16 protein-coding genes are annotated in these 22739 nt (G+C 67.8%); 9 read left to right on the top strand and 7 right to left on the bottom strand.

Translation table 11 applies throughout. The features are described from left to right. Nucleotides 1-581: 581 nt before the first annotated feature. Entirely contained in the window at nt 582-1013 is a 432-nt protein-coding gene (locus ACK59X_RS04730; protein WP_409955604.1) for a cupin domain-containing protein, read from the bottom strand. 70 nt (nt 1014-1083) lie between these two features. Next, nucleotides 1084-1833, bottom strand: a complete 750-nt coding sequence (locus ACK59X_RS04725) for a sulfite exporter TauE/SafE family protein (protein ID WP_409955606.1) — start codon at nt 1831-1833, stop codon at nt 1084-1086. Between the two features lie 147 nt (nt 1834-1980). Here ACK59X_RS04725 and ACK59X_RS04720 point away from each other — a divergent pair, with 147 nt between their 5' ends. Together ACK59X_RS04720 and ACK59X_RS04715 are read left to right on the top strand one after the other, a co-directional pair. Then, nucleotides 1981-2958 (top strand): LysR substrate-binding domain-containing protein, encoded by a 978-nt coding sequence (locus ACK59X_RS04720; RefSeq protein WP_409955602.1) that lies wholly within the window; start codon nt 1981-1983, stop codon nt 2956-2958. A gap of 68 nt (nt 2959-3026) precedes the next feature. Continuing rightward, complete coding sequence (locus tag ACK59X_RS04715) at nt 3027-3701, top strand: hypothetical protein (protein ID WP_409955600.1); 675 nt, start codon at nt 3027-3029, stop codon at nt 3699-3701. Between the two features lie 22 nt (nt 3702-3723). Here the strand turns inward: ACK59X_RS04715 and ACK59X_RS04710 are convergent, their stop codons facing one another. Further along, nucleotides 3724-4557 carry an aldo/keto reductase gene (locus ACK59X_RS04710; RefSeq protein WP_409955598.1) on the bottom strand — a complete coding sequence of 278 codons (834 nt, stop codon included), beginning with the start codon at nt 4555-4557 and terminating at the stop codon, nt 3724-3726. A 361-nt stretch (nt 4558-4918) separates the two neighbouring features. Here ACK59X_RS04710 and ACK59X_RS04705 point away from each other — a divergent pair, with 361 nt between their 5' ends. Next, nucleotides 4919-7705, top strand: a complete 2787-nt coding sequence (locus tag ACK59X_RS04705; protein ID WP_409955596.1) for a di-heme oxidoredictase family protein — start codon at nt 4919-4921, stop codon at nt 7703-7705. A gap of 68 nt (nt 7706-7773) precedes the next feature. Here ACK59X_RS04705 and ACK59X_RS04700 read toward each other — a convergent pair whose 3' ends face one another. Continuing rightward, a complete protein-coding gene (locus ACK59X_RS04700) occupies nt 7774-8409 on the bottom strand; it encodes a pyridoxamine 5'-phosphate oxidase family protein (RefSeq protein ID WP_409955594.1) in 636 nt (211 codons plus the stop codon). A gap of 114 nt (nt 8410-8523) precedes the next feature. On the opposite strand from ACK59X_RS04700, the gene ACK59X_RS04695 reads away from it, so the two are divergent. Continuing rightward, nucleotides 8524-9414 (top strand): LysR substrate-binding domain-containing protein, encoded by an 891-nt coding sequence (locus ACK59X_RS04695; RefSeq protein ID WP_409955592.1) that lies wholly within the window; start codon nt 8524-8526, stop codon nt 9412-9414. Nucleotides 9415-9421: 7 nt separating this feature from the next. Here the strand turns inward: ACK59X_RS04695 and ACK59X_RS04690 are convergent, their stop codons facing one another. Beyond that, entirely contained in the window at nt 9422-11068 is a 1647-nt protein-coding gene (locus ACK59X_RS04690; protein WP_409955590.1) for an acyl-CoA synthetase, read from the bottom strand. A gap of 114 nt (nt 11069-11182) precedes the next feature. Beyond that, nucleotides 11183-12469 (bottom strand): solute carrier family 23 protein, encoded by a 1287-nt coding sequence (locus ACK59X_RS04685; RefSeq protein ID WP_409955589.1) that lies wholly within the window; start codon nt 12467-12469, stop codon nt 11183-11185. Nucleotides 12470-12640: 171 nt separating this feature from the next. Here ACK59X_RS04685 and dnaG point away from each other — a divergent pair, with 171 nt between their 5' ends. The 4 genes from dnaG (at nt 12641) to ACK59X_RS04665 (ending at nt 20111) form a co-directional block, all read left to right on the top strand. Further along, the gene (gene dnaG, locus ACK59X_RS04680) at nt 12641-14704 is read left to right on the top strand and encodes a DNA primase (protein WP_409955587.1); all 2064 of its coding nucleotides are present in this window, start codon (nt 12641-12643) and stop codon (nt 14702-14704) included. 248 nt (nt 14705-14952) lie between these two features. Further along, nucleotides 14953-17337, top strand: a complete 2385-nt coding sequence (gene rpoD / locus ACK59X_RS04675) for an RNA polymerase sigma factor RpoD (protein WP_409955585.1) — start codon at nt 14953-14955, stop codon at nt 17335-17337. Nucleotides 17338-17539: 202 nt separating this feature from the next. Continuing rightward, entirely contained in the window at nt 17540-18553 is a 1014-nt protein-coding gene (locus ACK59X_RS04670) for a Bug family tripartite tricarboxylate transporter substrate binding protein (RefSeq protein WP_409955583.1), read from the top strand. Nucleotides 18554-18569: 16 nt separating this feature from the next. After that, complete coding sequence (locus ACK59X_RS04665) at nt 18570-20111, top strand: methyl-accepting chemotaxis protein (RefSeq protein ID WP_409955581.1); 1542 nt, start codon at nt 18570-18572, stop codon at nt 20109-20111. Nucleotides 20112-20120: 9 nt separating this feature from the next. Here ACK59X_RS04665 and ACK59X_RS04660 read toward each other — a convergent pair whose 3' ends face one another. Beyond that, a complete protein-coding gene (locus ACK59X_RS04660) occupies nt 20121-21287 on the bottom strand; it encodes a mandelate racemase/muconate lactonizing enzyme family protein (RefSeq protein ID WP_409955580.1) in 1167 nt (388 codons plus the stop codon). A 208-nt stretch (nt 21288-21495) separates the two neighbouring features. On the opposite strand from ACK59X_RS04660, the gene ACK59X_RS04655 reads away from it, so the two are divergent. Further along, nucleotides 21496-22452, top strand: a complete 957-nt coding sequence (locus ACK59X_RS04655; protein WP_409955578.1) for a LysR family transcriptional regulator — start codon at nt 21496-21498, stop codon at nt 22450-22452. Nucleotides 22453-22739: the final 287 nt, after the last annotated feature.

Here is a 22739-nt window from a genome sequence, read left to right as displayed (position 1 = left end):
GGCACACGCACCCACCCCAGGCCCTGCGCTTCTCGGCGCAGCCAGCAGGGGTGGGGAGCGGGGTCAGGGACGGCTGCTGCTTCGCAGCTGCGCCGGGTATAGGTCACGCGCTGGGCACAGCCGCCCTGCCCAGGCCGAGCGCAGCGACGGCAGACCGGGCCGAGCGGAGCAATGGCCCGTGTGGGGCCCCCAATCCCTTCTGGACGTGCCGAGAAGCGCAGGAGCTGGGGTGGCGTGTGTGCCGCAGGACACACGCGCTTCGTCATCTGACTCGCCGAAGCTGTTTGACCGGAGCTGCCTCAAAGAGGCAGCGCAGGGAGTTCTTCGGCGCACCCCAGCTTCGAGCATCGCAGGTTGCCCGCAGCGAAGCGAAGGGACACGGACAGCAGGGTCGCCTTTCTTTTGGGTACTTTTCTTTGGCGAAACAAAGAACAAGTACCTCGGCCGCCGGGCCGAGACCCGGCTCCCACCCTCAACAAAGGCATGCGAGCAAAACAGCCACGCCGGGCGCAGCACATCCCGGCTCCCGCCCTCAATCAAAGCACGCCGTTCAAAACAAAGCGCACACGCATGCAGAGAAATTACTGCTCCGCAATCACATCCACAAAAACCAGCGGCTCCGTGCCCGTGTTCGCAAGCCCGTGCGACTCGTTCTTGCGCACGATGGTCACATCCCCAGCCTTCACCGGCACGTCCTTGCCATCCTTGTCCTTGAAGGTCCCACGGCCCGAAATGATGATGTAGGTGTCTTCATTGGTCGTGTGCTTGTGGTAACCGATGGAGTCACCGGGCTTCAAGGTCAGCCAGCTGATTTCCTTGATCGCCTGGTCCTTCAGCGCCTTGTCGCGCGTGAAGGCGTATTCGCCGATCAAGGTGCCCTTGCCGCCACCGGCGGCTTCCTTGTTGACCTTGATGAGTTCTTCCTTGGTGAACACGTCGGCCAGGGCCGGAGTGGCAGCCAGGGACAGGGCTGCGCCCGCAGCCGCTGCCAACAGCATTGCTTTCTTCTTCATATTCATGTCTCCAGTGTTGTTGTCACGGCGGGCACTGCGCACCGCCGGTGGGGATACTACGGCCTGTTGCTCACCCCAGCACCCGCGGCAGCGCCGCCGCCAGCATCGCCACACCCGACAGCGTGAGCATGCCCAGCACGATCTGGCGAAAGCGCGCCTCGCTGATGCGGTGGTACAGCCGTGCGCCCAGCAGCACGGGCACCAGCATGGCGGGCAGGGCAACAGCCAGGTGGGGCAGCATGGGCGCCGTGACCAGGCCCGTGGCCAGGTAGGCCGCCATGGTCACCAGCAGCATGGCCAGGTTGAAGTTCTGGATCACGGCGCGCTGGGCGTCCTTGTCCCAGCCGCGCAGCGTGCACCACAGCGTGGGCAGCACGCCAGTGAAGCCGCCGATGCCGCCCATCACCCCGCCCGCCATGCCCACCACCGCATCGGCCAGCCGGCCGCCGCGCGTGAGGCGGGGCAGCTGCTTGGCCAGCAGCATGGCGGGGCACCACAGCACCAGCAGCGTGCCCAGCACGAGCTTGAAGGTGTCCATGTCCAGCCGCGGCAGCAGCGCCACGCCGATGGGGATGCCGGCGAGGCCGCCCAGCACGAAAGGCAGCAGCCGCAGCTGGTCGAAGCCCCGGCGCACCGAGAACGCGGCGAGCACCTGCCCCGTGAGCGAGCCCGCGACCACCAGCACCGCCGCCAGGCGCGGCTCCAGCGTCCAGGCCCAGAGGGACATGGCCGTCAGCCCGAAGCCAAAGCCCGACAGTCCCTGCACGAAGCCTGCTGCCGCCGCACCGAGCGCCACGATCACGAACACCGACCAATCCATTGCCACCTCTTTGCTTTGATGTTGTTGCCTGGCGCTGCCCAAGCAGCAGCTTTCCCACTGGATTGTGTGCGGTTCATATAAGCAAACCATCAGCAATTACTATTCACCCATGCAATTTTTTGCATACCATTTTTCACACCGACCGACATGCCCTCCCACGACACCGATGCCGCCCAGGCCGTGCAGGCACGCCTGGCCTCGCGCCTGAAGATGCGCCACCTGGTGCTGCTGCAGCAGATAGCGGCGCATGGCACGCTGACCCGCGTGGCGCACCACATGGCCACCAGCCAGCCGGCCATCACCCATGCGCTGGCCGAGGTCGAGGCCATCTTCGGTGCGCCGCTGTTCGAGCGCCAGCCGCGCGGCATGGTGCCCACGGCCCTGGGTACCCTGGCGCTGGCCCGCGCACGCACCATGCTGCAGGACCTCAGCCACTGGGCACTCGATGTGGAGGCGGCCCGCGTGGGCCGGGCCGCGCACCTGCAGATCGGGGTGATCCCCTTTGTGCCCGGGCGCCTGCTGGCCGCAGCCATCGGCCAGACCCGGCCGCGCGGGCTGCGCGCCACCGTCAGCATCCACGAGGGCACCAGCGACCACCTGCTGCAGCGCCTGCGCGCGCACGAACTCGACTGCGTGGTCGGCCGCGCGTCGGCGGTGCTCGACATGGACGGTCTGGTCCATGAGGTGCTCTACCACCAGGAGCCCCGGCTCATCGCCCACCGCCGGCTCTCAGCGCGCCTGGCGCGGCGCCCGCTGTCCTGGCCCGAGCTGGCCGAGCTCGACTGGGTGCTGGGTGCACGCCAGACCCCCATGCGCGAGCAGATCACCGATTTCTTTTTGCGTGCCGGCGTGGCACCGCCGCAGGCCTATGTGGAGAGCCTGTCGTCCAAGGTCATCGGCGAGCTGATCGCGGCCAGCGAGCGCGCTGTCTCCATCGTCCCGGCCGACATCGCCCAGGAGCTGGTGCGCATTGCCGGCGTGGCCATCGTGCCGCACCGCTTTGGCTGGACGCTGCCGCCGATCACGCTGTTCCAGCGTTCCGAAGGGGCGCAGTACGCCGAGGTGGCGCTGCTGGCGCAGGCGCTGCGCGATGCGGCAGCGGGGTTTGCGGCGGAGGCGGCCTGAGTCCGTTGCACGGGAACCTTTGGTGCCAAGCCACAGTCCATACGCTCCAAGGACCGGAGACACCTGCCATGCAACGAAGAATGCTTGTCATTGCCGCCGCCAGCCTCGCTGCAGGCTGCGGCACACGGCCACCTGCGCCCGAGGCCACCAGCACGGCAGACCCGGCCTCGGATGCGCCGGAGCCGGGCCGCACCACCATGCTCCTGGCCGATGCGCCGGCCTCGTACGCCGAAGCGCTGCAGCGCTGGAAGGGCTCTGCAGACGTCAACACCTGGATCGGTGCCCGCTTCGAGTACGACCTGCAGCGTGCCATGCAGCTGTCCGAAACCCAGCGCAGCCGCAGCGGGCGCATGCCCATCCATGAGCCGGCCGCCTTCTTTGCCAACCCGCGGGGCGTCTGCGTGGACTTGGCGCGCTTTGCCGTGGAGACGCTGCGCGCCGTGGACCCGGCCTCGCGCCCCGGCTACGTGATGATCGAGTTCAACCCGGTCGCCATCCGCGGCAACACCTTGCGGCGCCACTGGGTGGCCTCGTTCCAGCGCGATGGCCAGACCTGGTTCTTTGCCGACTCCAAGCGGCCGGGCCATATGGCAGGCCCGTATGCGGACACGGAGGCCTTCATGGCCGAGTACGCCAAGTACCGGGGCCGCGAGATCGTCGCGTTCAAGGAGATGGACGGCTACGAGCGCAAGCTGCGCTCGGCTTCCTCCTCGAAGGACCGCGACCTCCCGGCCCTGCAGTAGCGGGCGCGCGAGGCGCAAAAGATCAGAAATCGGCTGTCAGCGGGTTCGGGCCGATGCGCCCTTGTGCCTGGTCCAGCTTCGCGATGGCGGCCATGTCCTCTGCATCGAGCGCGAAGTCGAACACGCCCGCGTTCTCGGCAATGCGGCCCGGGTTCACCGACTTCGGGATCACCACATGGCCCATCTCGATGTGCCAGCGCACGACGACCTGGGCCGCCGTCTTGCCATGCTTGCTGGCGATGGCCTGGATGCCGGCATCCTCCAGCAACTGGCCCTGGCCCAGCGGGCTCCAGGCCTGCGTGGCGATGCCCTGCCTGGCGTGGTACTCACGCAGCCGGTGCTGCTGGAAACGCGGGTGCAGTTCGATCTGGTTGAGCACGGGCTTTGCGCCGGTCTCCTGCACGAGGCGGTCGATGTGTTCGGGCTCGAAGTTGGAAACACCGATGGAGCGCACCCGCCCCTCTTCACGCAGGCGGACGAAGGCGCGCCAGGTGTCCACATACAGTTCGCGCGAAGGGTTTGGCCAGTGGATCAGGTACAGGTCGAGCACGTCCAGGCCCAGCAGCCGCATGCTGGCGTCGAAGGCGCGCAGCGTGCTGTCGAAGCCTTGCTCGGCGTTCCACAGCTTGGTGGTGATGTACACCTCCCCACGCGGTACGCCGCTGGCCTTGAGGCCCTCGCCCACGCCGGCCTCGTTGCCGTAAATGGCTGCCGTGTCGATATGCCGGTAGCCCACGTCCAGCGCCGCCTTCACGGCCTGCGCGGTGGCATCGGCCGGGGTGCGCCAGACGCCCAGGCCGAGTTGGGGGATGGAGCGGCCGTCGTGGAGTGCAAGCAAAGGGTGTTGCTGGGTCATGCGTGGTTCCTGCGGGAGTTGCAAAATCCGCGGACCGCCGGCGGCGGCCCCGGGCGCGGCATCTTCTCACGCACAGCGCAAGTCTGCAGGGCGGCAACCTCCCGGAGCGTTCCTGCAATACGATTGCATCCATATGCAACTGCCCCAAAAGCGGGCAGACCCCACGGCCGGCACCGCGCCACGTGAATCCGGCCAGAAATCGCCCATTGGCAGATACATTCGCACACGTTTTGCAACTAATTAACGCAAATTAACCGCGGCGGCCGCGCCACAGCGGTAGACGGTGAAATGGTCTTCATGCCTATGATTTGCCCACAACAAACGCACATGGATGCGGGGTGGGAACAGCATGCAATACACGATGAAAAAGCGCGCGCACCGCGGTGCGCGCTGGGGTGCCTTGAGCGCATTGGCCTTGGGCCTGGCCGCCTGCGGCGGCGGTAGCCCGGACGGCGGCGGCAGCGGACAGGAGGCCTCGCAGTCTGCGTCCAACGTGGTCTATGTCCAGCACAAATCGGCTTACGAGGTGGCGGCTGCAGCGCCCACCCAGCCGGGCGTGGCCATCAAGCCCGTGGCCGCGACTTCCTCTGCGGTGGAAAACCCGGGCATGGCGGCTGCGGCTGCCATCGACGGCAACCCGAACAGCCGCTGGGGCAGCACCTTCGTGGACGATGCCTGGATCCAGTTCGACTTTGGCGCCAGGGTCGATGTCGGCTACATGAAGCTCGTGTGGGAGCGCTCGTATGGCAAGGAGTACGCGCTCCAGGTGTCGCAGGACGGCAGCACCTGGACGCAGATCCGCTACGTCACCAATGGCAAGGGCGGCACCGAAGAATTTTTGAATCTGGGCATGAGCGCCCGCTACCTGCGCCTGCAGGGCGTGGCCCGCGCAGGCGGCTACGGCTACTCGCTGTTCGAGGTGGAGTTCAAGACCCCCGGCACCGACAACACCCAGGGCGTGGGCGCGACTTCGGCCTGGCGCTATCCGGCCAATGGCCTGGGGCTGGCCCCCCTGCCCGCCTCGGCCGAACCCGCCGAAACCACGCAGTTCCGCCTGGCCGACGGCACGCTGGTGACGCGCTTCGGTGCACGGGCGCTGGGCCGCCATGGGCGCGAGCGCGGCGAGGAGTGGAACGAGATCGGTTACGGCCCCAACGACACGGTGGACCCGGTCACGGGCGCCCCGGTGGACAAGGGTCCGGGCGCGCACCTGACCTTCGTGACCCAGTACTTCCAGAACCGCACCTGGGGCATGGAGATCATCGACAACAGCCGCGTGGCCGGTGTCACCAAGCCCACGCTGGTGGTCAACCGCTACACCACGGTGGATTTTTTGCCGGGCGACACGGCCTTTTTCCGCGCCTTCGACCGGCCCGGCGTCACCGGCTACGGCTGGATGAACCCGGGCGAGCTGGTGGACCGCAGCGTCAAGATCTGCACGCCCACGCCCTACCCGGCCAATGGCCGCCTGGCCAGCCCCGACGGGATCAACGGCCCCTGCACGCTGCGCATCAAGGATTACCCCGGCCACGGCGGCCTGGGTGCCGACGGCCTGCCCAACGGCACCAACGTGCCTTCGCGCGCGCTGGTGGTGGGCGATTCCATCGAAGTCTCCCCCGCCATGTTCAGCACGCGCGAGTCCATGGCCGCGAAGGGTGACAGCGGTGGCATCCGCTACTACTCGGCCGAATGGCTGTACGTGGTGGGCACCGGCCTCGTGCCCTGGTATGGCGTGCAGCCGCGGCTGAACTCGGCGCCGCTGCCGGCGATCACGCTGTCGGGCGGCACGGGCTCGGTCTCGTACAACTACTCGGACAACGGCGCCTCGATGTTCCAGCAGCCGTTCAACAACGTGGGCATGCAGAACATGCAGCGCTTCGTCGAGGGGCGCCGGCTGATCCACACCAGCTTCAACACCGGCGCGCACAGCGAGTCGGGCAACGACCCCTATCTGCCGGCCGCCAAGCTGCAGGGCACGCACTTCAACCAGTCGGCCTGCGTCGCCTGCCACGTGAACAACGGCCGCAGCCCGGCCCCCATGCAGGTCAACCAGCGCCTGGACAGCATGTCGCTGCAGACCGCCAGCCTGGGCGACGGCGGCCAGCAGCAGCCGCACCCGCGCTACGGCAGCGTGCTGCAGATGAACGCCCGCGCCGCCACTGGTGAGGCGCAGGACTGGGGCAACAGCGTGCGCGTGGCCAAGTTCGAGACACGCAACGTGCGCCTGGCCGACGGCACCGTGGTGGAGTTGCGCAAGCCCGTGCTCGGCTTCGATGGCCCCGTGCCGGCCGTGCATTCGCTGCGCGCCGCGCCGCCGATGATCGGCATGGGCCTGCTCGAGGCCGTGCCCGAGGCCGACATCCAGGCCCGCGCCCGCAGCGTGCCCGATGCCGACGGCGTCAAGGGCGTGCCCAACTACGTCTACGACCCCGAGAGCGGCGTGGTGCGCCTGGGCCGCGTCGGCTGGAAGGCCTCCAAGGCCACGCTGCGCCAGCAGGCGGCCACCGCGCTGCTGCAGGACATGTCGGTCACCTCCAGCGTCTACCCCTCGCGCGACTGCAACTACGGCCCCACGGCCTGCGCATCGGGCGTGCGCAAGGCCGGCATCACCGAGGCCGACCTGGCCTCGATCTCCAACTACCTGGCCCTGGTGGCCGTGCCCGCCCAGCGCAGCCTGGAAAGCGGCTTCCCCCGCGGCGTGGCCCCGCTGGACGAGCACCGCGTGAATCCGCAGCAGGTCGCCCTGGGCGCCAAGCTGTTCGACAGCCTGCGCTGCGTGGCCTGCCACACGGCGGAGATGAAGACCGGCTCCGGCCATCTGTTCGCCGAACTGCGCAACCAGACCATCAAGCCCTACTCCGACCTGCTGCTGCACGACATGGGCACCGAGCTGGCCGACAACTTCGCGCAGGGCCAGGCCACAGGCGCGCTGTGGCGCACCGCGCCGCTGTGGGGCATCGGCTACACCGAGAAGGTGATGGGTGCGGGCCAGGCCGCCAAGGTGGGCTACCTGCACGACGGCCGCGCACGCACGCTGACCGAGGCCGTGCTCTGGCACGGCGGCGAGGCCGATGCCGCGCGCCGCCGCTTCGAGGCCCTGCCCACGGCGGACCGCGAGGCGCTGCTGGCCTTCCTGCGGTCGCTGTGATCTGACCTGGAGAGCCGCCACGGAATGCATGTCCGTGGCGGCTTTTTTGTACCAGTACAAATTTTGTTCTAGTACAAAGTCGTGCGCTGGCGTTCCGGCAGTGCCTGGTCATACGCCGCACCGTCGAAGCTCTGGCTGATGGCCGAAAGGATGGCACCCGGCGTAGGAACCGGCCGCGGCGCAGCAGGGTCTACCGGCCCCCACAGGCGCGAACGCAGGATGGCGCGCGCACACTGGAAGTACACCGTGTCCACCGCGATGCGGACCACGCACTTGGGCGGCTGGCCGCCCACCACGAAGCGCTCCATCAGATCCGGGGCCGTGGTGATGCTGGCACGGCCGTTCACGCGCAAGGTCTCACCCACGCCGGGGATCAGGAACAAGAGCGCCACGCGCGGGTCGGCCACGATGTTGCGCAGGCTGTCCACGCGGTTGTTGCCGCGCCGCTCGGGCAGCAGCAGGGTGCGCTCGTCGAGCACCTGCACGAAGCCGGGCGGGTCGCCGCGCGGCGAGGCATCGAGCCCGCCGGGGCCGGTGGTGGCCAGCACGGCAAAGGGCGACGCCTCGATCATCGCGCGGTACGAAGGGTGCACATACGGCACTTCCTTGCTCAGCGAGGCCTCGCCGGGCGTGCCGAACAGGGCTTCGAGCCGGGCAAGGGTGTCGATGGAATGGCCGGTCTCGGCGATGGCGGCAGCGGTCATGGCGGGCTCCTGAAGAAAGACGGGAAAGGAGGTGGGCACGGCTGCCATGTTGCAGCGCCACACTGCCAGCGACAAACGAGTTTACGGCCCTGCATGCGTGAGAAAATCGCACGCATGACGCCCCGCCTGCCCCCGCTCAACGCCGTGCGCGCCTTTGCCGCGGCGGCGCGCCACCAGAGCTTCACGCTGGCCGCGGCCGAGCTGTTCGTGACGCATGGCGCCATCAGCCGGCAGGTCAAGGCGCTGGAGGAATTCCTGGGCGTGGCGCTGTTCGAGCGGCGCGTGCGGCAGGTGTCGCTCACGGCCGAGGGGCAGCGCTTCTTTGCCGAGGTGGCCCCGGCCCTGGCACAGATCGGCGCCGCAGCCCGGTCACTGATGGACGACGCACCCGCACGCACATTCACCATCAACGTGCGCCCCTCGTTCGCGGTGCGCTGGGTGATTCCCCGGCTACCGGACTTCGTGGCGCAGTTCCCCGGCATCGAGCCCAAGGTCGTCACCAGCACCGTCGCACCCGACCAGGCGAGCGAGCCCTTTGACGTGGCGATCCGCCGCGGCCGCAACACGGGCTGGCCGGCATCCGTCGCGGTACAGCCTTTTTTGCAGGACGAGGCACTGATCGTGGGCGCCCCAGCCCTGTTCGCCACCAAGGGCGTGGCCGAACCCCGCGGCCTGGCGGCCCATGTGCTGCTGTGGTCGCGCTCGCGCCCCGATGATTGGGAGCACTGGAAGCGCCAGGCCGGAATGCCGCGCCTGCGCCCGGCCAGCCAGCTGCAGTTCGACCACCTGCACTTCGTGGTGCAGGCGGCGCTCGATGGGCTGGGCTGTGCCCTGGTCCCTCTCTCGCTGGTGGCCCACGACATGGCGGCCGGCCGCCTGCTCTGTCCCCTGCCCGCCGTGCGCCTGCCGCTCACGCGCCACTACTACGGCCTGGCACCCGGTGCAGGCCCCGAGGCACAGTGCTTCGCACAGTGGCTGCAGGCGCAGATGCCTGGCGACGGATAGACGCCCTTCAGACGTCGATGGCCGCGGCAGACCCCGCCTGCCTGCGCAGCTCGAACTTCTGGATCTTGCCCGTGCTGGTCTTGGGCAGCTCGCCGAACACCACGGCGCGCGGCACCTTGAAGCCGGCCAGGTGCTGCTTGCAGTGGGCCACGATGTCCTCGGGCGTGACCTGGGCGCCCGCCTTGAGCTCGACGAAGGCGCAGGGTGTCTCGCCCCACTTGGGGTCGGGCCGGGCCACCACGGCGGCGGCCAGCACGGCGGGGTGGCGGTAGAGCACGTCCTCGACCTCGATGGAGGAGATGTTCTCGCCGCCCGAGATGATGATGTCCTTGGTGCGGTCCTTGATCTTGATGTAGCCGTCGGGATACTGCACGGCCAGGTCGCCGCTGTGGAACCAGCCGCCGGCGAAGGCCTCCTCGGTCGCCTTGGGGTTCTTGAGGTAGCCCTTCATCACGATATTGCCCTGGAACATGATCTCGCCCATGGTCTGGCCGTCCTGCGGCACGGGCTGCATGGTTGCGGGGTCGAGCACGCGCACATCGCGCTGCAGGTGGTAGCGCACGCCCTGGCGCGCGTTGAGGCAGGCGCGCTCGCCAATGTCCAGGGCGTCCCAGGCCTCGTGCTTCGCGCAGACGGTGGCACGGCCGTAGACCTCGTTGAGGCCATAGAAATGGGTCAGGGCGAAGCCCATCTTTTCCATGCCCTCGATCATGGACGCGGGCGGCGCCGCACCGGCCACCATTGCCTGGATGCCGGCGGGCACGCCGGACTTCATGGCATCGGGCGCATTGACCAGCATGCCATGCACGATGGGGGCGCCGCAGTAGTGGGTGACACCGTGCTCGCGCATCGCGTCGAAGATGGCCTGCGCCTCCACCCGGCGCAGGCAGACGTTGACGCCCGCGCGGGCCGCCACCGTCCAGGGAAAGCACCAGCCGTTGCAGTGGAACATGGGCAGGGTCCACAGGTAGACCGCGCCTTTGGGCATGTCCCACTCCAGCACGTTGCTGATGGCATTGGTGGCCGCGCCCCGGTGGTGGTAGACGACGCCCTTGGGGTTGCCGGTGGTGCCGCTGGTGTAGTTGAGGGCGATGGCATCCCACTCGTCGGCCGGCAGGTCCCAGGCATGCTGCACATCGCCCTCGGCCACGAAGGCATCGTAGTCGGTGCCGCCCAGGTCCTGAACGGCCGGGCCGAACACTGCGTCCTGCACGGTGAGCACCAGCAGCGGCGCCTGCGACTTGCGCCATGCCAGGGCCTTGGCCAGGGTGCCGGTGAATTCCGGGTCCACGATGATGGCGCGCGCCTCGCCATGGTCGAGCATGAAGGCGATGGTCTGCGGGTCCAGCCGGGTGTTGATGGCGTTGAGCACGGCCCCGGCCATGGGCACACCGAAATGCGCCTCCACCATGGGCGGGGTGGTGGGCAGCAGCGCCGCCCCGGTGTCGTTCTTGCCGATGCCGGCCCGGTTCAGGCTGCTGGCCAGTTGGCGGCAGCGTGCATAGGTCTGGCCCCAGGTCTGGCGCAGGCCGCCGTGCACGATGGCCAGCCGGTACGGGTAGACCTCGGCCGTGCGTTCGATGAAGGACAGGGGCGACAGGGGCGCGAAGTTGGCGCTGTTGCGCTCCAGGTGCTGGTCGAACATAGGGGGCATGGCGGCGTTCCTTGGCAGTTAAGCACTTGTTCTAAAGGCAATCAGGCCATTAGACCAAAGGGCCGGGCCGCCGGATTCAGGGCCAACCCGCGGGCCGTCCGTCCTCCTGGCGGCTCACTCCTTGCGGTTGAGCAGCGCGTACAGCAGGATGGCGCCGAAGGTGGCGGTGCCGATGCCGCCCAGCGCGAACTGGCCGAACTTGAGCGTGAAGTCGCCGGTGCCCAGGATGAGCGTGATGGCGGCCACGATGAGGTTCTTGTTCTGCGAGAAGTCCACCTGGTTGTCCACCCAGATCTTGGCGCCGGCCACTGCGATGAGGCCGAACACCACGATCGACACCCCGCCCATCACCGGCAGCGGAATGGTCTGGATCAGCGCGCCGAACTTGGGGGAAAAGCCCAGCACCAGCGCGAACACGCCCGCCAGCAGGAACACGGCGGTGGAGTAGATTTTGGTGGCGGCCATCACGCCGATGTTCTCTGCATAGGTGGTCACGCCCGTGCCGCCCACACCGCCGCTCACCATGGTGGCCACGCCATCGCCGATGAACGCGCGGCCCATGTAGCGGTCCAGGTCGCGGCCGGTCATGGCCGTCACGGCCTTGATGTGGCCCAGGTTCTCGGCCACCAGGATGATGGCCACGGGGGCTATGAGCAGCATGGCGTTGCCGCTGAACACGGGTGCGGCGAAGTTGGGCATGCCCACCCACGCGGCGTTCGCCAGGATGGAGAGGTCTATCGGCTTGCCCAGGCCCATGCCGTTGGTGAGCACCGCGTAGATGATGCTGGCGACGATCAGGCCCACCAGGATCAACAGGCGCTGCACCATGCCGCGTGTGAGCACGGCCACCAGGCCCACGCTCACGAAGGTCACGAGCTGCATCCAGCTGTCGAAGTTGCTGGCTGCCATGTTCTTGATGGGGATGCCCGCCAGGTTCAGGCCGATCACGGCCACCACGGCACCGGTGACCACGGGCGGCATGCAGCGCTCGATCCAGCCCGTGCCGATGGCCTGCACCAGCACACCGATCAGGGTGTAGAGCAGGCCGCACGCAATGATGCCGCCCAGCGCCACGCCGATGTTGGCGTTGGCACCGCTGCCCGCATGGCCCGTGGCCGCGATCACCACGCCGATGAAGGCAAAGCTCGACCCCAGGTAGCTGGGCACCTTGCCGCCGGTCACGATGAAGAAGATCAGCGTGCCCACGCCGCTCATCAGGATGGCGACGTTCGGGTCGAACCCCATCAGGATGGGTGCCAGCACCGTGGCGCCGAACATGGCGATCACGTGCTGCACGCCCATGGCCGCCGTCTGCGGCCAGGGCAGCCGCTCATCCGGCGCGATCACGCCCCCCTGCTGCAGCACGTCTGCACTCTTTTCCCGCCAGTTCATGAATCCCATGATTGTTGTTCCTTGTGATTTGAGGCGGGAATGCTAGTGGATGAACAGCGGCCCAGTGCGCTGGTTCGGCACGTTTTCGTCTTGCATGGGCCATCGGGCCGTTGCCCCCAGGACCGGGCCGCCGGATTCAGGGCCCAACCGCGGGCATTGCGGATGGAGGAAAATGCCGGGGTGTCCATCCCCCAGTCATTCATCCAGGAGCTGCTGGCCCGCACCGACGTGGTCGAGATCGTGGGCCGCTACGTCCAGTTGAAGAAGGGCGGGGCCAATTTCATGGGCCTGTGCCCCTTCCACGGGGAAAAGTCGCCCTCGTTCAGCGTCAGCCCTTCCAAGCAGTTCTACCACTGCTTCGGCTGCGGCAAGAATGGCAACGCCATCGGCTTCCTCATGGACCATGCGGGCATGGGCTTCGTCGAGGCGGTGCAGGACCTGGCCCAGCAGGTCGGCCTGCAGGTGCCTGACGACGACATCTCCCCGCAGGAGAAGGAGCGCGCCGCCGCCGCCCGCCAGAAGCAGGCCACGCTGACCGACGTGCTGGAGAAGGCCGGCGACGCCTACCGCCGCCAGTTGCGCGAATCGCAGCGCGCCATTGCCTACTTCAAGGGCCGGGGCGTCTCGGGCGCCGTGGCCAAGCGCTACGGCCTGGGCTATGCGCCCGAGGGCTGGCGCAGCCTGGCCAGCGTGTTCCCGCGCTACGACGACCCGCTGCTGGAGGAAAGCGGCCTGGTCATCGTGGGCGAGGAGGGGCAGGACAAGCGCTATGACCGCTTTCGCGACCGGGTCATGTTCCCGATCCGCAATGTCAAGGGCGAATGCATCGGCTTTGGCGGGCGCGTGCTGGGCGACGACAAGCCCAAGTACCTCAATTCCCCCGAGACCCCGGTCTTCCACAAGGGGCGCGAGCTGTATGGCCTGTTCGAGGCGCGCACGCCCATCCGCGAGCATGGCTACGCCCTGGTGACCGAAGGGTATATGGACGTGGTGGCGCTGGCGCAGCTGGGCTTCCACAACGCCTTGGCCACGCTGGGCACGTCCTGCACGCCCGAACATGTGCAAAAGCTGCTGCGCTTCACCGAATCGGTGGTGTTCAGCTTCGACGGCGACAGCGCCGGCCGGCGCGCCGCGCGCAAGGCGCTCGACGGCGCCCTGCCCCACGCCACGGACCCGCGCAGCATCAAGGTCCTCGTCCTTCCGGCCGAGCACGACCCGGACAGCTTCATCCGAGCGCACGGCACCGATGCGTTTGCCAAACAGGTGAGCGAGGCCGTGCCGCTGAGCCGCTTCCTGGTCGAATCGGCCAGCGAGGGCTGCGACCTGACCACGGCCGAGGGCCGCGCCCACATGGCCAGCAATGCCCGCCCGCTGTGGACGGCCCTGCCCGATGGTGTGCTCAAGCGCCAGCTGCTGGGCGAGCTGGCCGAGCTCACCCAGCTCAACGCACGCGACCTGTCGGAGCTGTGGAACCCCGATGGCACCCGCGCCCCCGCCCCGGCGCCGGCCCCCCAGCAGCGCCAGGTGCGCGCGCCAGATGCCTCCAGCCCCTATGCCGACGAGCCCCCCTGGGGCGGCCCGCCGCCCGACCTGGACGGCTGGCAGCCCCACCACGAGCCCGAGTACGTGGGCGGAGGGGGATCGCCCGGCGGCTACGAAGACCAGGGGGGCGGCCATGGCGGCGGGGGCGGCAAGCCCCCGTTCCGCAAGAATGGCAGCGGCGGGGATTGGAAAAGCGGCGGCAAGTGGAAGAAAAAGGACAAGGACGCCCCCTGGCCGCCCCAGCCGCGCCTGCCCCGCACGCCGGCCATGGGCCGGGCCGACCATGCGGCGCGGCTGCTGCTGTCGCACATGGGCTTCCTGGAGGAGCTCACCCACGACGACCACAGCGCCCTGTGCGCCCAGCCTGCCCCCCACGGCCCGCTGTTCACCTGGCTGGAAGCCCAGTTCCACGAGCACGGCCCCCTGGCCTGGGCGGTGCTGCGCGAGAGCCTGCGCGAACACGAATGCGAGGAGCTGGCGGTCAAGGTCATGACCGGTGCCCATGCCCAGACCGAGGGCGAGCTGGCGGAACTCCGGCTGGAGTTGCGGGATCTACTGAACCGGATGCTCATCGAAGACATCAAGGAGCAGCAGAAAGTGCTGGTCCTGCAGGCTGCCAAGGACCCCTCGGCCCTGGAGCGATACCGCGCGCTGGAGCAAAAACGTGTTGTTTTGTTGGGTGTCAACACCAAAGCGGCTTGAAATTGCGCCAAATGGTATAATGTAGGGTTAGGCAAGAGCGACAGCAGCACCTCCGAGCCGGGCCACCGTGACAAACGCGCACAACCGCCCACCCATCGCAAGGACTGCACACCAAATGTTCGCCCAGACATCTTGCCCCTGAGGGATGCCCCTCAAGCTGCAAAAGCACGGCTTTTGCAGTGCCACCCGCGCCGGGATCTGTGGCGCTTGCGCTTTCTTTGTGTCCGTTTTTGATTCTGAGGTTGTTCATGCCCGCTCAAAAGTCCGCGAAGCCATCCAAGTCAGCTCCAGCGACCGCCGCGAAGGCCGTCTCCAAAACCGCGGCCAAGGTGCCGGCCAAGGCCGTAGCCACCAAGCTTGCCGCCGCGCCCGCCCCTGCCGCCAAGAAAGTGAAACCAGTGCCTGTGAACAAGTCTGCCGAGAAGACGGAAGCCCCCGAAGAACTCAAGAAAACCCGCGCCAAGGTGGCTGCCGCCGAGGCCGACGGCGAAGAAGCCCCCAAGAAGCGCCCTGGCCGCCCCGCCAAGGCCGCAGGTGCCGCCACGGCCGAGGCCAAGGTGCCCGCCAAGCGTGGCCGCAAGCCCAAGGCCGCCGCTGCCGGCGGCGCCGGTGCCGAGGAGAGCGGTGACGATGCCGACCTGTCGGACATCGAATCCGACCTCGAAGGTGAAGTCGAGGCCGAAGCCGAGAGCACGCCCACGGCCGAGAAGGTCAAGCCGCTGCGCATGAAGATCAGCAAGGCCAAGGAACGCGCCTTGATGAAGGAATTCGGCCTGGACGAGACCGTCCTGTCCGAGGAAGACCTGGCCAAGCGCCGCTCGCGCCTGAAAACCCTGATCAAGCTGGGCAAGACGCGCGGCTACCTGACCCACGTCGAAATCTCCGACCACTTGCCCGACAAGCTGGTCGATGCCGAAACGCTCGAAGCCGTCATCACCACGCTGAACGACCTGGGCGTGGCCGTGTACGAGCAGACGCCCGATGCCGAGGCGCTGATCATCACCGACAACGCCCCCACGGGCGCCAGCGAAGAAGAAGCCGAAGAAGCCGCCGAAGCCGCCCTGTCCACCGTGGACAGCGAATTCGGCCGCACCACCGACCCCGTGCGCATGTACATGCGCGAAATGGGCACGGTGGAGCTGCTCACCCGCGAAGGCGAAATCGAGATCGCCAAGCGCATCGAAGGCGGCCTGATGGCCATGATGGAGGCGATCAGCGCATCGCCCGCCACCATCGCCGAGATCCTCAACATGGGCGAGGAGATCCGCGAGGGCAAGGTCGTCATCTCCACCATCGTGGACGGCTTCTCCAACCCCAATGAGGCCGACGACTATGTGGCCGAGGAAGACTTCGACGAATTCGAAGAAGCCGACGACGACGACGGCAAGGGCGGCTCCAAGGCGCTGACCAAGAAGCTCGAAGAACTCAAGAAGCAGGCGCTGGAGCGCTTCGACAAGCTGCGTGACCTGTTCGAGAAGGTGCACAAGATCTACGACAAGGAAGGCTACGGCACGCCTGCCTACGTGAAGGCCCAGCACGCCCTGTCCGAAGAGCTGATGACCATCCGCTTCACGGCCAAGACCATCGAGAAGCTGTGCGACATGGTGCGCGGCCAAGTGGACGACGTGCGCAAGAAGGAACGCGAGCTGCGCCGCATCATCGTGGACAAGTGCGGCATGCCACAAGAGACCTTCATCAAGGACTTCCCGCCCAACCTGCTGAACCTGCAGTGGGTGGAAAAGCAGGCCGCCGCCGGCAAGCCCTGGAGCACGGTGATGGCGCGCAACATCCCGCCCGTGCAGGAACTGCAGCAAAAGCTGATGGACCTGCAGGCCCGCGTGGTGGTGCCGCTGACCGAGCTCAAGGACATCAACAAGCGCATGAACGAGGGCGAAGCCACCTCGCGCGACGCGAAGAAGGAAATGATCGAGGCCAACCTGCGCCTCGTGATCTCCATCGCCAAGAAGTACACGAACCGCGGCCTGCAGTTCCTGGACCTGATCCAGGAAGGCAACATCGGCCTGATGAAGGCCGTGGACAAGTTCGAATACCGCCGCGGCTACAAGTTCTCGACCTACGCCACGTGGTGGATCCGCCAGGCCATCACGCGCTCGATCGCCGACCAGGCGCGCACCATCCGCATCCCGGTGCACATGATCGAGACCATCAACAAGATGAACCGCATCAGCCGCCAGCACCTGCAGGAGTTCGGCTTCGAGCCTGATGCGTCCATCCTGGCCGCGAAGATGGAGATCCCGGAAGAGAAGATCCGCAAGATCATGAAGATCGCCAAGGAGCCGATCTCGATGGAAACCCCCATCGGCGACGACGACGACAGCCACCTGGGCGACTTCATCGAGGACGGTGCCAACACCGCCCCGATCGATGCCGCCATGCAGGCCGGCCTGCGCGACGTGGTCAAGGACATCCTGGACGGCCTCACGCCGCGCGAAGCCAAGGTGCTGCGCATGCGCTTCGGCATCGAAATGTCCACCGACCACACGCTGGAAGAAGTGGGCAAGCAGTTCGACGTGACGCGTGAGCGCATCCGCCAGATCGAAGCCAAGGCGCTGCGCAAGCTCAAGCACCCCAGCCGCTCGGACAAGCTGCGCAGCTTCATCGATTCGCTGTAACCGGCCCTTCGGCGACGGCCCCTTGCCGGGGCCTCTCCCCGGAACGCCCTGCCCGCCCTGCGGTGCAGGGCGTTTTTCATGGTGGCGCGGCGGCCACAGATGTCATGTGCCCGAGCGTATACCCTGATATCGTGGACAGCCAAATGACAGTTTCGGCGCCCACCATGGCGACTGGATACATACGCTTACCAAGAGGGATCCCATGACCAAGGCCACATCCATGAACATGCTGCGCCGGCAGGCGCTGGTCCGCGCCGCGGCACTGACGGCCCTGGCGACCCCGCTGGGTGCCGCGCTCGCCCAGGCCCGGCCCCCCGCCAAGGCCGCCAAGCTGGCCGGCACGCTGCGCATCGTGATCCCCGCCAACGCAGGCGGCGGCTGGGACCAGACCGGCCGTGCCCTGGGCGCTGCCCTGGTGGGCGCTGGCGCCGTGGACCAGGTGGAATACGAGAACGTGGGCGGCAAGGGCGGCACCATCGGCCTGGCCCGCTATGCCGAGAAGTACGCGAACGACCCCAACACCCTGCTCATGGGCGGCATGGTCATGGTGGGCGCCGTGGCCCTGCAAAAGCCCGCCGTGGACCTGACGCAGATCCAGCCCCTTGCACGCCTGACCAGCGACTACCTGGTGGCGGCCGTGCCGGCGGCGTCGCCCATCCGCAGCGCCAAGGATCTGGTGGCCGCGATGAAGGCCGACCTGCCCGCGCTGCCCGTGGCCGGCGGCTCCGCAGGCGGCGTGGACCACATCTATGCCGGCGTGCTGGCCCGTGCCGCCAAGGCCAGCCCCGAAGCCCTGGTCTACCGCCCCTTTGCCGGCGGCAACGAAGTCGTGGATGCCCTGGTCTCCGGCAAGGCCGCCCTGGGCCTGTCGGGCTACAGCGAATTCAGCGAGGCGATTGCGGCCGGCAAGCTGCGCGCCATCGGCGTGTCGGCGCGGCGCAGCGTGTTCGGCCTGCCGGCCTTCCGCGAACAGGGCATCGATGCCGTCATGGCCAACTGGCGAGGCGTGTTCACGGGCAAGGGGGTCCCTGCCGCCCGGCTGGCCGAAATGGTGGCCGCCGTGGAGGCCGCAACCGTACACGAGTCCTGGGTGCGCACCCTCAAGACCAACAAGTGGGAGGCCTCCTGGCTCACCGGCAAGGACCTGACCGAGTTCATGGAACTGGACCTGACCACCGCGCGCGTCATGGTCTACCTGCTCAAGCTGAAGGCATAGGCCCGAGGATCTCCTGATGAACATGTCCCGCTACTCCATCGGCACCCGCATGGCCGGTGCCCTGGGCCTGGTGCTGGCGCTGATGCTCGGTGCCGCGCTCTTCGGCATTGCCGCGCTCTACGGCACGCTGGGCACCTACGATGCCACCGTGCTGCAGCGCGTGGCGCAGGAGCGCGCCGTCTCGCGCATGGAAAGCGAGTTCAAGACCCAGGTGATGGAGTGGAAGAACACGCTCTTGCGCGGCGAGGATTCGCGCAAGCGCGAGCTGCACTGGAACGCCTTCCAGGCCAGCGAAAAACGCGTGGCCGATGCCGCCAAGGCGCTGGCACCGCAACTGGTGGACAGCAGCGAGCGTGCCGCGCTGCAGAAGTTCGTCGACGCCCACACGCAGATGGCCCAGGGTTACCGCAAGGGTTTCGATGCCTTCCAGTCGCTGGGCTTCGTCGCTTCGGCCGGTGACGCCGACGTGGCCGACATCGACCAGGGCCCTGCCAAGCTGCTCGGGGAACTGAGCCGCCAGGTGGCCGACAGCAGCGCGGCCATTGCCCAGCAGGCCGCGCAGGATGCGCGCCGCGCCCTGCTCAGCAGCCTGGTCGCGCTGGCGCTGGTCACGGCCCTGGGGGCCTTTGCCGGCTGGGTGATCACGCGCTCGGTCGTGCGCCCACTGCGCGTGGCGGTGTCGCTGGCCAACAAGGTGGCGGCGGGCGATTTGACCACCACCATCGTCATCGACGGCAACGACGAACCCGCCCGCCTGCTGCAGGCCCTGGCCGCCATGCAGGAGAACCTGGAGCGCGTGGTCGCAGGCGTGCGCACCAATGCCGAAGGCGTGGCCAGCGCCAGCGCCGAGATCGCCCAGGGCAATACCGACCTGAGCATGCGCACCGAAGACCAGGCCTCGTCGCTGGACGAAACCTCGTCCTCCATGCAACAGCTGCAGCAGACTGTGCAGAACAACGCCGCCAGCGCCCAGCGCGCGAACGAGCTGGCCAAGAGCGGTGCCACGGTGGCCGAGCGCGGCGGCCAGGTCGTGGGCCAGATGGTGGAGGTGGTGCAGGGCATCCAGGACAGCTCGCGCAAGATCGCCGACATCATCGGCGTGATCGATGGCATCGCCTTCCAGACCAACATCCTGGCGCTCAATGCCGCCGTCGAGGCGGCGCGGGCCGGCGAGCAGGGCCGCGGCTTTGCCGTGGTGGCCAGCGAAGTGCGCAACCTCGCCACGCGCAGCGCCAGCGCAGCGCGCGAGATCAAGGCGCTGATCCAGACCAGCGTGGACCGCGTGCAGGCCGGCTCCGACCTGGCGCGCAACGCCGGCAGCACCATGGACGAGGTGGTCACTTCCATCCGCGGCGTGAGCGCGCTGGTCGAAGAGATCAGCCAGGCCAGCGCCGAGCAGACCCGCGACATGCTGCGCGTGACCCAGGCCATCGTGCGCATGGACGACGCCACGCAGCAGAACGCAGCGCTGGTCGAGCAAAGCGCGGCGGCGGCCGGCAGCCTGAGCGGACAGGCCCACCAACTGGTGGAAGCTGTCGCTGTATTCCGCCTGCGCTGAGACTCTGCTTTACGAGGCCAGCGCGCGCATTTCTGAGATGAGATCCGACTTGCCTTCGAAGCCGATGCCGGGCAGCGGCGGCAGCGAGACGTAGCCGTTGTCGACCTTCACGCCATCAGGGAAGCCGCCGTAGGGCTGGAACAGGTCGGGGTAGCTCTCGTTGCCGCCCAGGCCCAGGCCCGCCGCGATGGCCAGTGACATCTGGTGGCCGCCGTGGGGAATGCAGCGGCTTGGCGACCAGCCGTATTCCTTGAGCATGTCGAGCGTGCGCAGGTACTCCACCAGGCCATAGCTCAGCGCGCAGTCGAACTGCAGCCAGTCCCGGTCGGGGCGCATGCCGCCGTGGCGGATGAGGTTGCGGGCATCCTGCATCGAGAACAGGTTCTCGCCCGTGGCCATGGGGCCGGCATACACCTCGCCCAACTTGGCCTGCAGCTCGTAGTCCAGCGGGTCGCCCGCCTCCTCGTACCAGAACAGCGGGTACTGCGAGAGCGCCTTGCCATAGGCCATGGCGGTGGGCAGGTCGAAGCGGCCATTCGCGTCCACCGCCAGCTGCTGGCCCGGGCCGAGGATCTTGAGCACCGATTCGATGCGCTCGCAGTCGTCGGCCAGCGAGGCGCCGCCGATCTTCATCTTGACCACCGAGTAGCCGCGCGCCAGGTAGCTCTTCATCTCCTTGCGCAGGCCGTCCAGGCCCTTGCCGGGGTAGTAGTAGCCGCCGGCCGCGTAGACGAACACGCGCGGGTTGGGCGTGCCCGTGCCGTAGCGCTCGGCCAGCAGTTGGTACAGGGGCTTGCCGGCGATCTTGGCCACGGCGTCCCACACGGCCATGTCGATGGTGCCCACGGCCACCGAGCGCTCGCCATGGCCGCCGGGCTTCTCGTTGGTCATCATCTGCGCCCAGACCTTGTGCGCGTCGATGTTCTCGCCCGTGGCGTCGAGCAGACTGGCGGGGGCGGCCTCCAGGATGCGCGGGCGGAAGCGATCACGGATCAGCCCGCCCTGGCCGTAGCGGCCGTTGGAGTTGAAGCCATAGCCGATCACGGGCTTGCCGTCGCGGATGACATCGGTGACCACGGCCACCAGGCTCAGGGTCATCTTGGAGAAGTCGATGTAGGCGTTGCGGATGTCCGACTTGATGGGACGGGTGGATTCGGCGATGTCGACGATTTTCATGGTGCAGGAGCAGAGGTTTCAGGGTTGGGGGAACCGGCACAGCCAGGGACCTGAGGGACATAATTCATTCCCTGCGATCCCCGGATCCGGCCTGGCACAGGCGCCATCATTTCCGGCAGGGCCTGCGCCGTCCAATACCCGAATCGCATACATCTATCGCCTCACCCGCACCCGCACCCGCACCCGCACCCGCACCCGAGATAAAACCATGGGACCTGGCAACCGACCGCTCGACCTGGAATGGCTGGAGGACTTCCTGGCCCTGGCCGAGACCGGCAACTTCTCGCGTGCGGCCGAGGCCCGCGCCATCGCACAGCCCGCCTTCAGCCGCCACATCCGTGCGCTGGAAGACTGGGTGGGCGTGGAGCTGTTCGACCGCAGCGCCCACCCCGCTGCGTTGACTGCCGCCGGTAAGCGTTTCCTGCCGCTGCTGCAAGCAACGCTGGCCCAGCTCGAATCGGCCCGCACGCGGGCCCGCGAGGCGCATGAGATCGCGGCATCCACCCTGCGCTTTGCGGCCACGCACGTGCTCTCGCTCACTTTTTTCCCACGCTGGCTGGCGGGCCTGGAGTCGCGCCTGGACATGGGCCCGATCCAGACCATGTCGGACAGCTCGCAGGCCTGCGAGGATTTGATGCTGCAGCGCCGCGTGCAGTTCGTGCTGTGCCACGGGCACCCCGGGGTGCCCGGCCGCCTGGACGAGGCGCAGTACCCCATGCAGCGGATCTCAGACGACGTGCTGCAGCCCGTGAGCGCGCCCGATCCCGCCGACCCGCAACGGCCGCTGCATGCCATGGGCCAGCCGGCGGCCGTTCCCGTGTTGGCCTACAGCGAGGCCTCGGGCCTGGGGCGGATCATGCGTTCGCGCATGCGCAGCGTATTTTCGGACACACCGGACGCCGCCACCCCTGCCCTGCCCGGCGGCGTGGCGGTGGTGTTCACGGCGCACCATGCGGTGCTGCTCAAGACCATGGCGCAGGAGGGGCGCGGGGTGGCCTGGTTGCCGCAGAGCCTTATCGCGGACGGGCTGCGGTCGGGGGCTCTGGTGGTGGCGGGTGGGCCCGAGTGGAATGTGCCGGTGGAGATTCGGTTGTATCGGCAGAGGGCGGAGATGGCGGCTGTGGCGGAGGGGTTGTGGGAGTTGTCGGCTAAACGGCCTTCGTAGTTGGTTGCGTAGTTGGCTGCATGCCTTGGTGAAGGGCGGAGGCCGGGTCTCGGCCCGGCGGCCGAGGTACCTTTCTTTGCGTCGCCAAAGAAAGGTACCCCAAAGAAAGGCGACCCCGCTGCCCGTGTCCCCCTCGCCGGTGGCGAGGGGGCAGCCTGCGATGCTCGGTCCTGGGGTGACGCCGAAGAACTCCCTGCGCTGCCTCTGCGAGGCAGCTCCGGTCAAACAGCTTCGGCGAGCCAGATGACGATGCGCGTGTCCTTCGGCACGCGCTCACCCCAGGCCCT

Source organism: Acidovorax sp., assembly GCF_046339755.1.
Taxonomy (GTDB): Bacteria; Pseudomonadota; Gammaproteobacteria; order Burkholderiales; family Burkholderiaceae_C; genus Acidovorax.
This window is presented reverse-complemented; position numbering and strand designations above follow the sequence as displayed.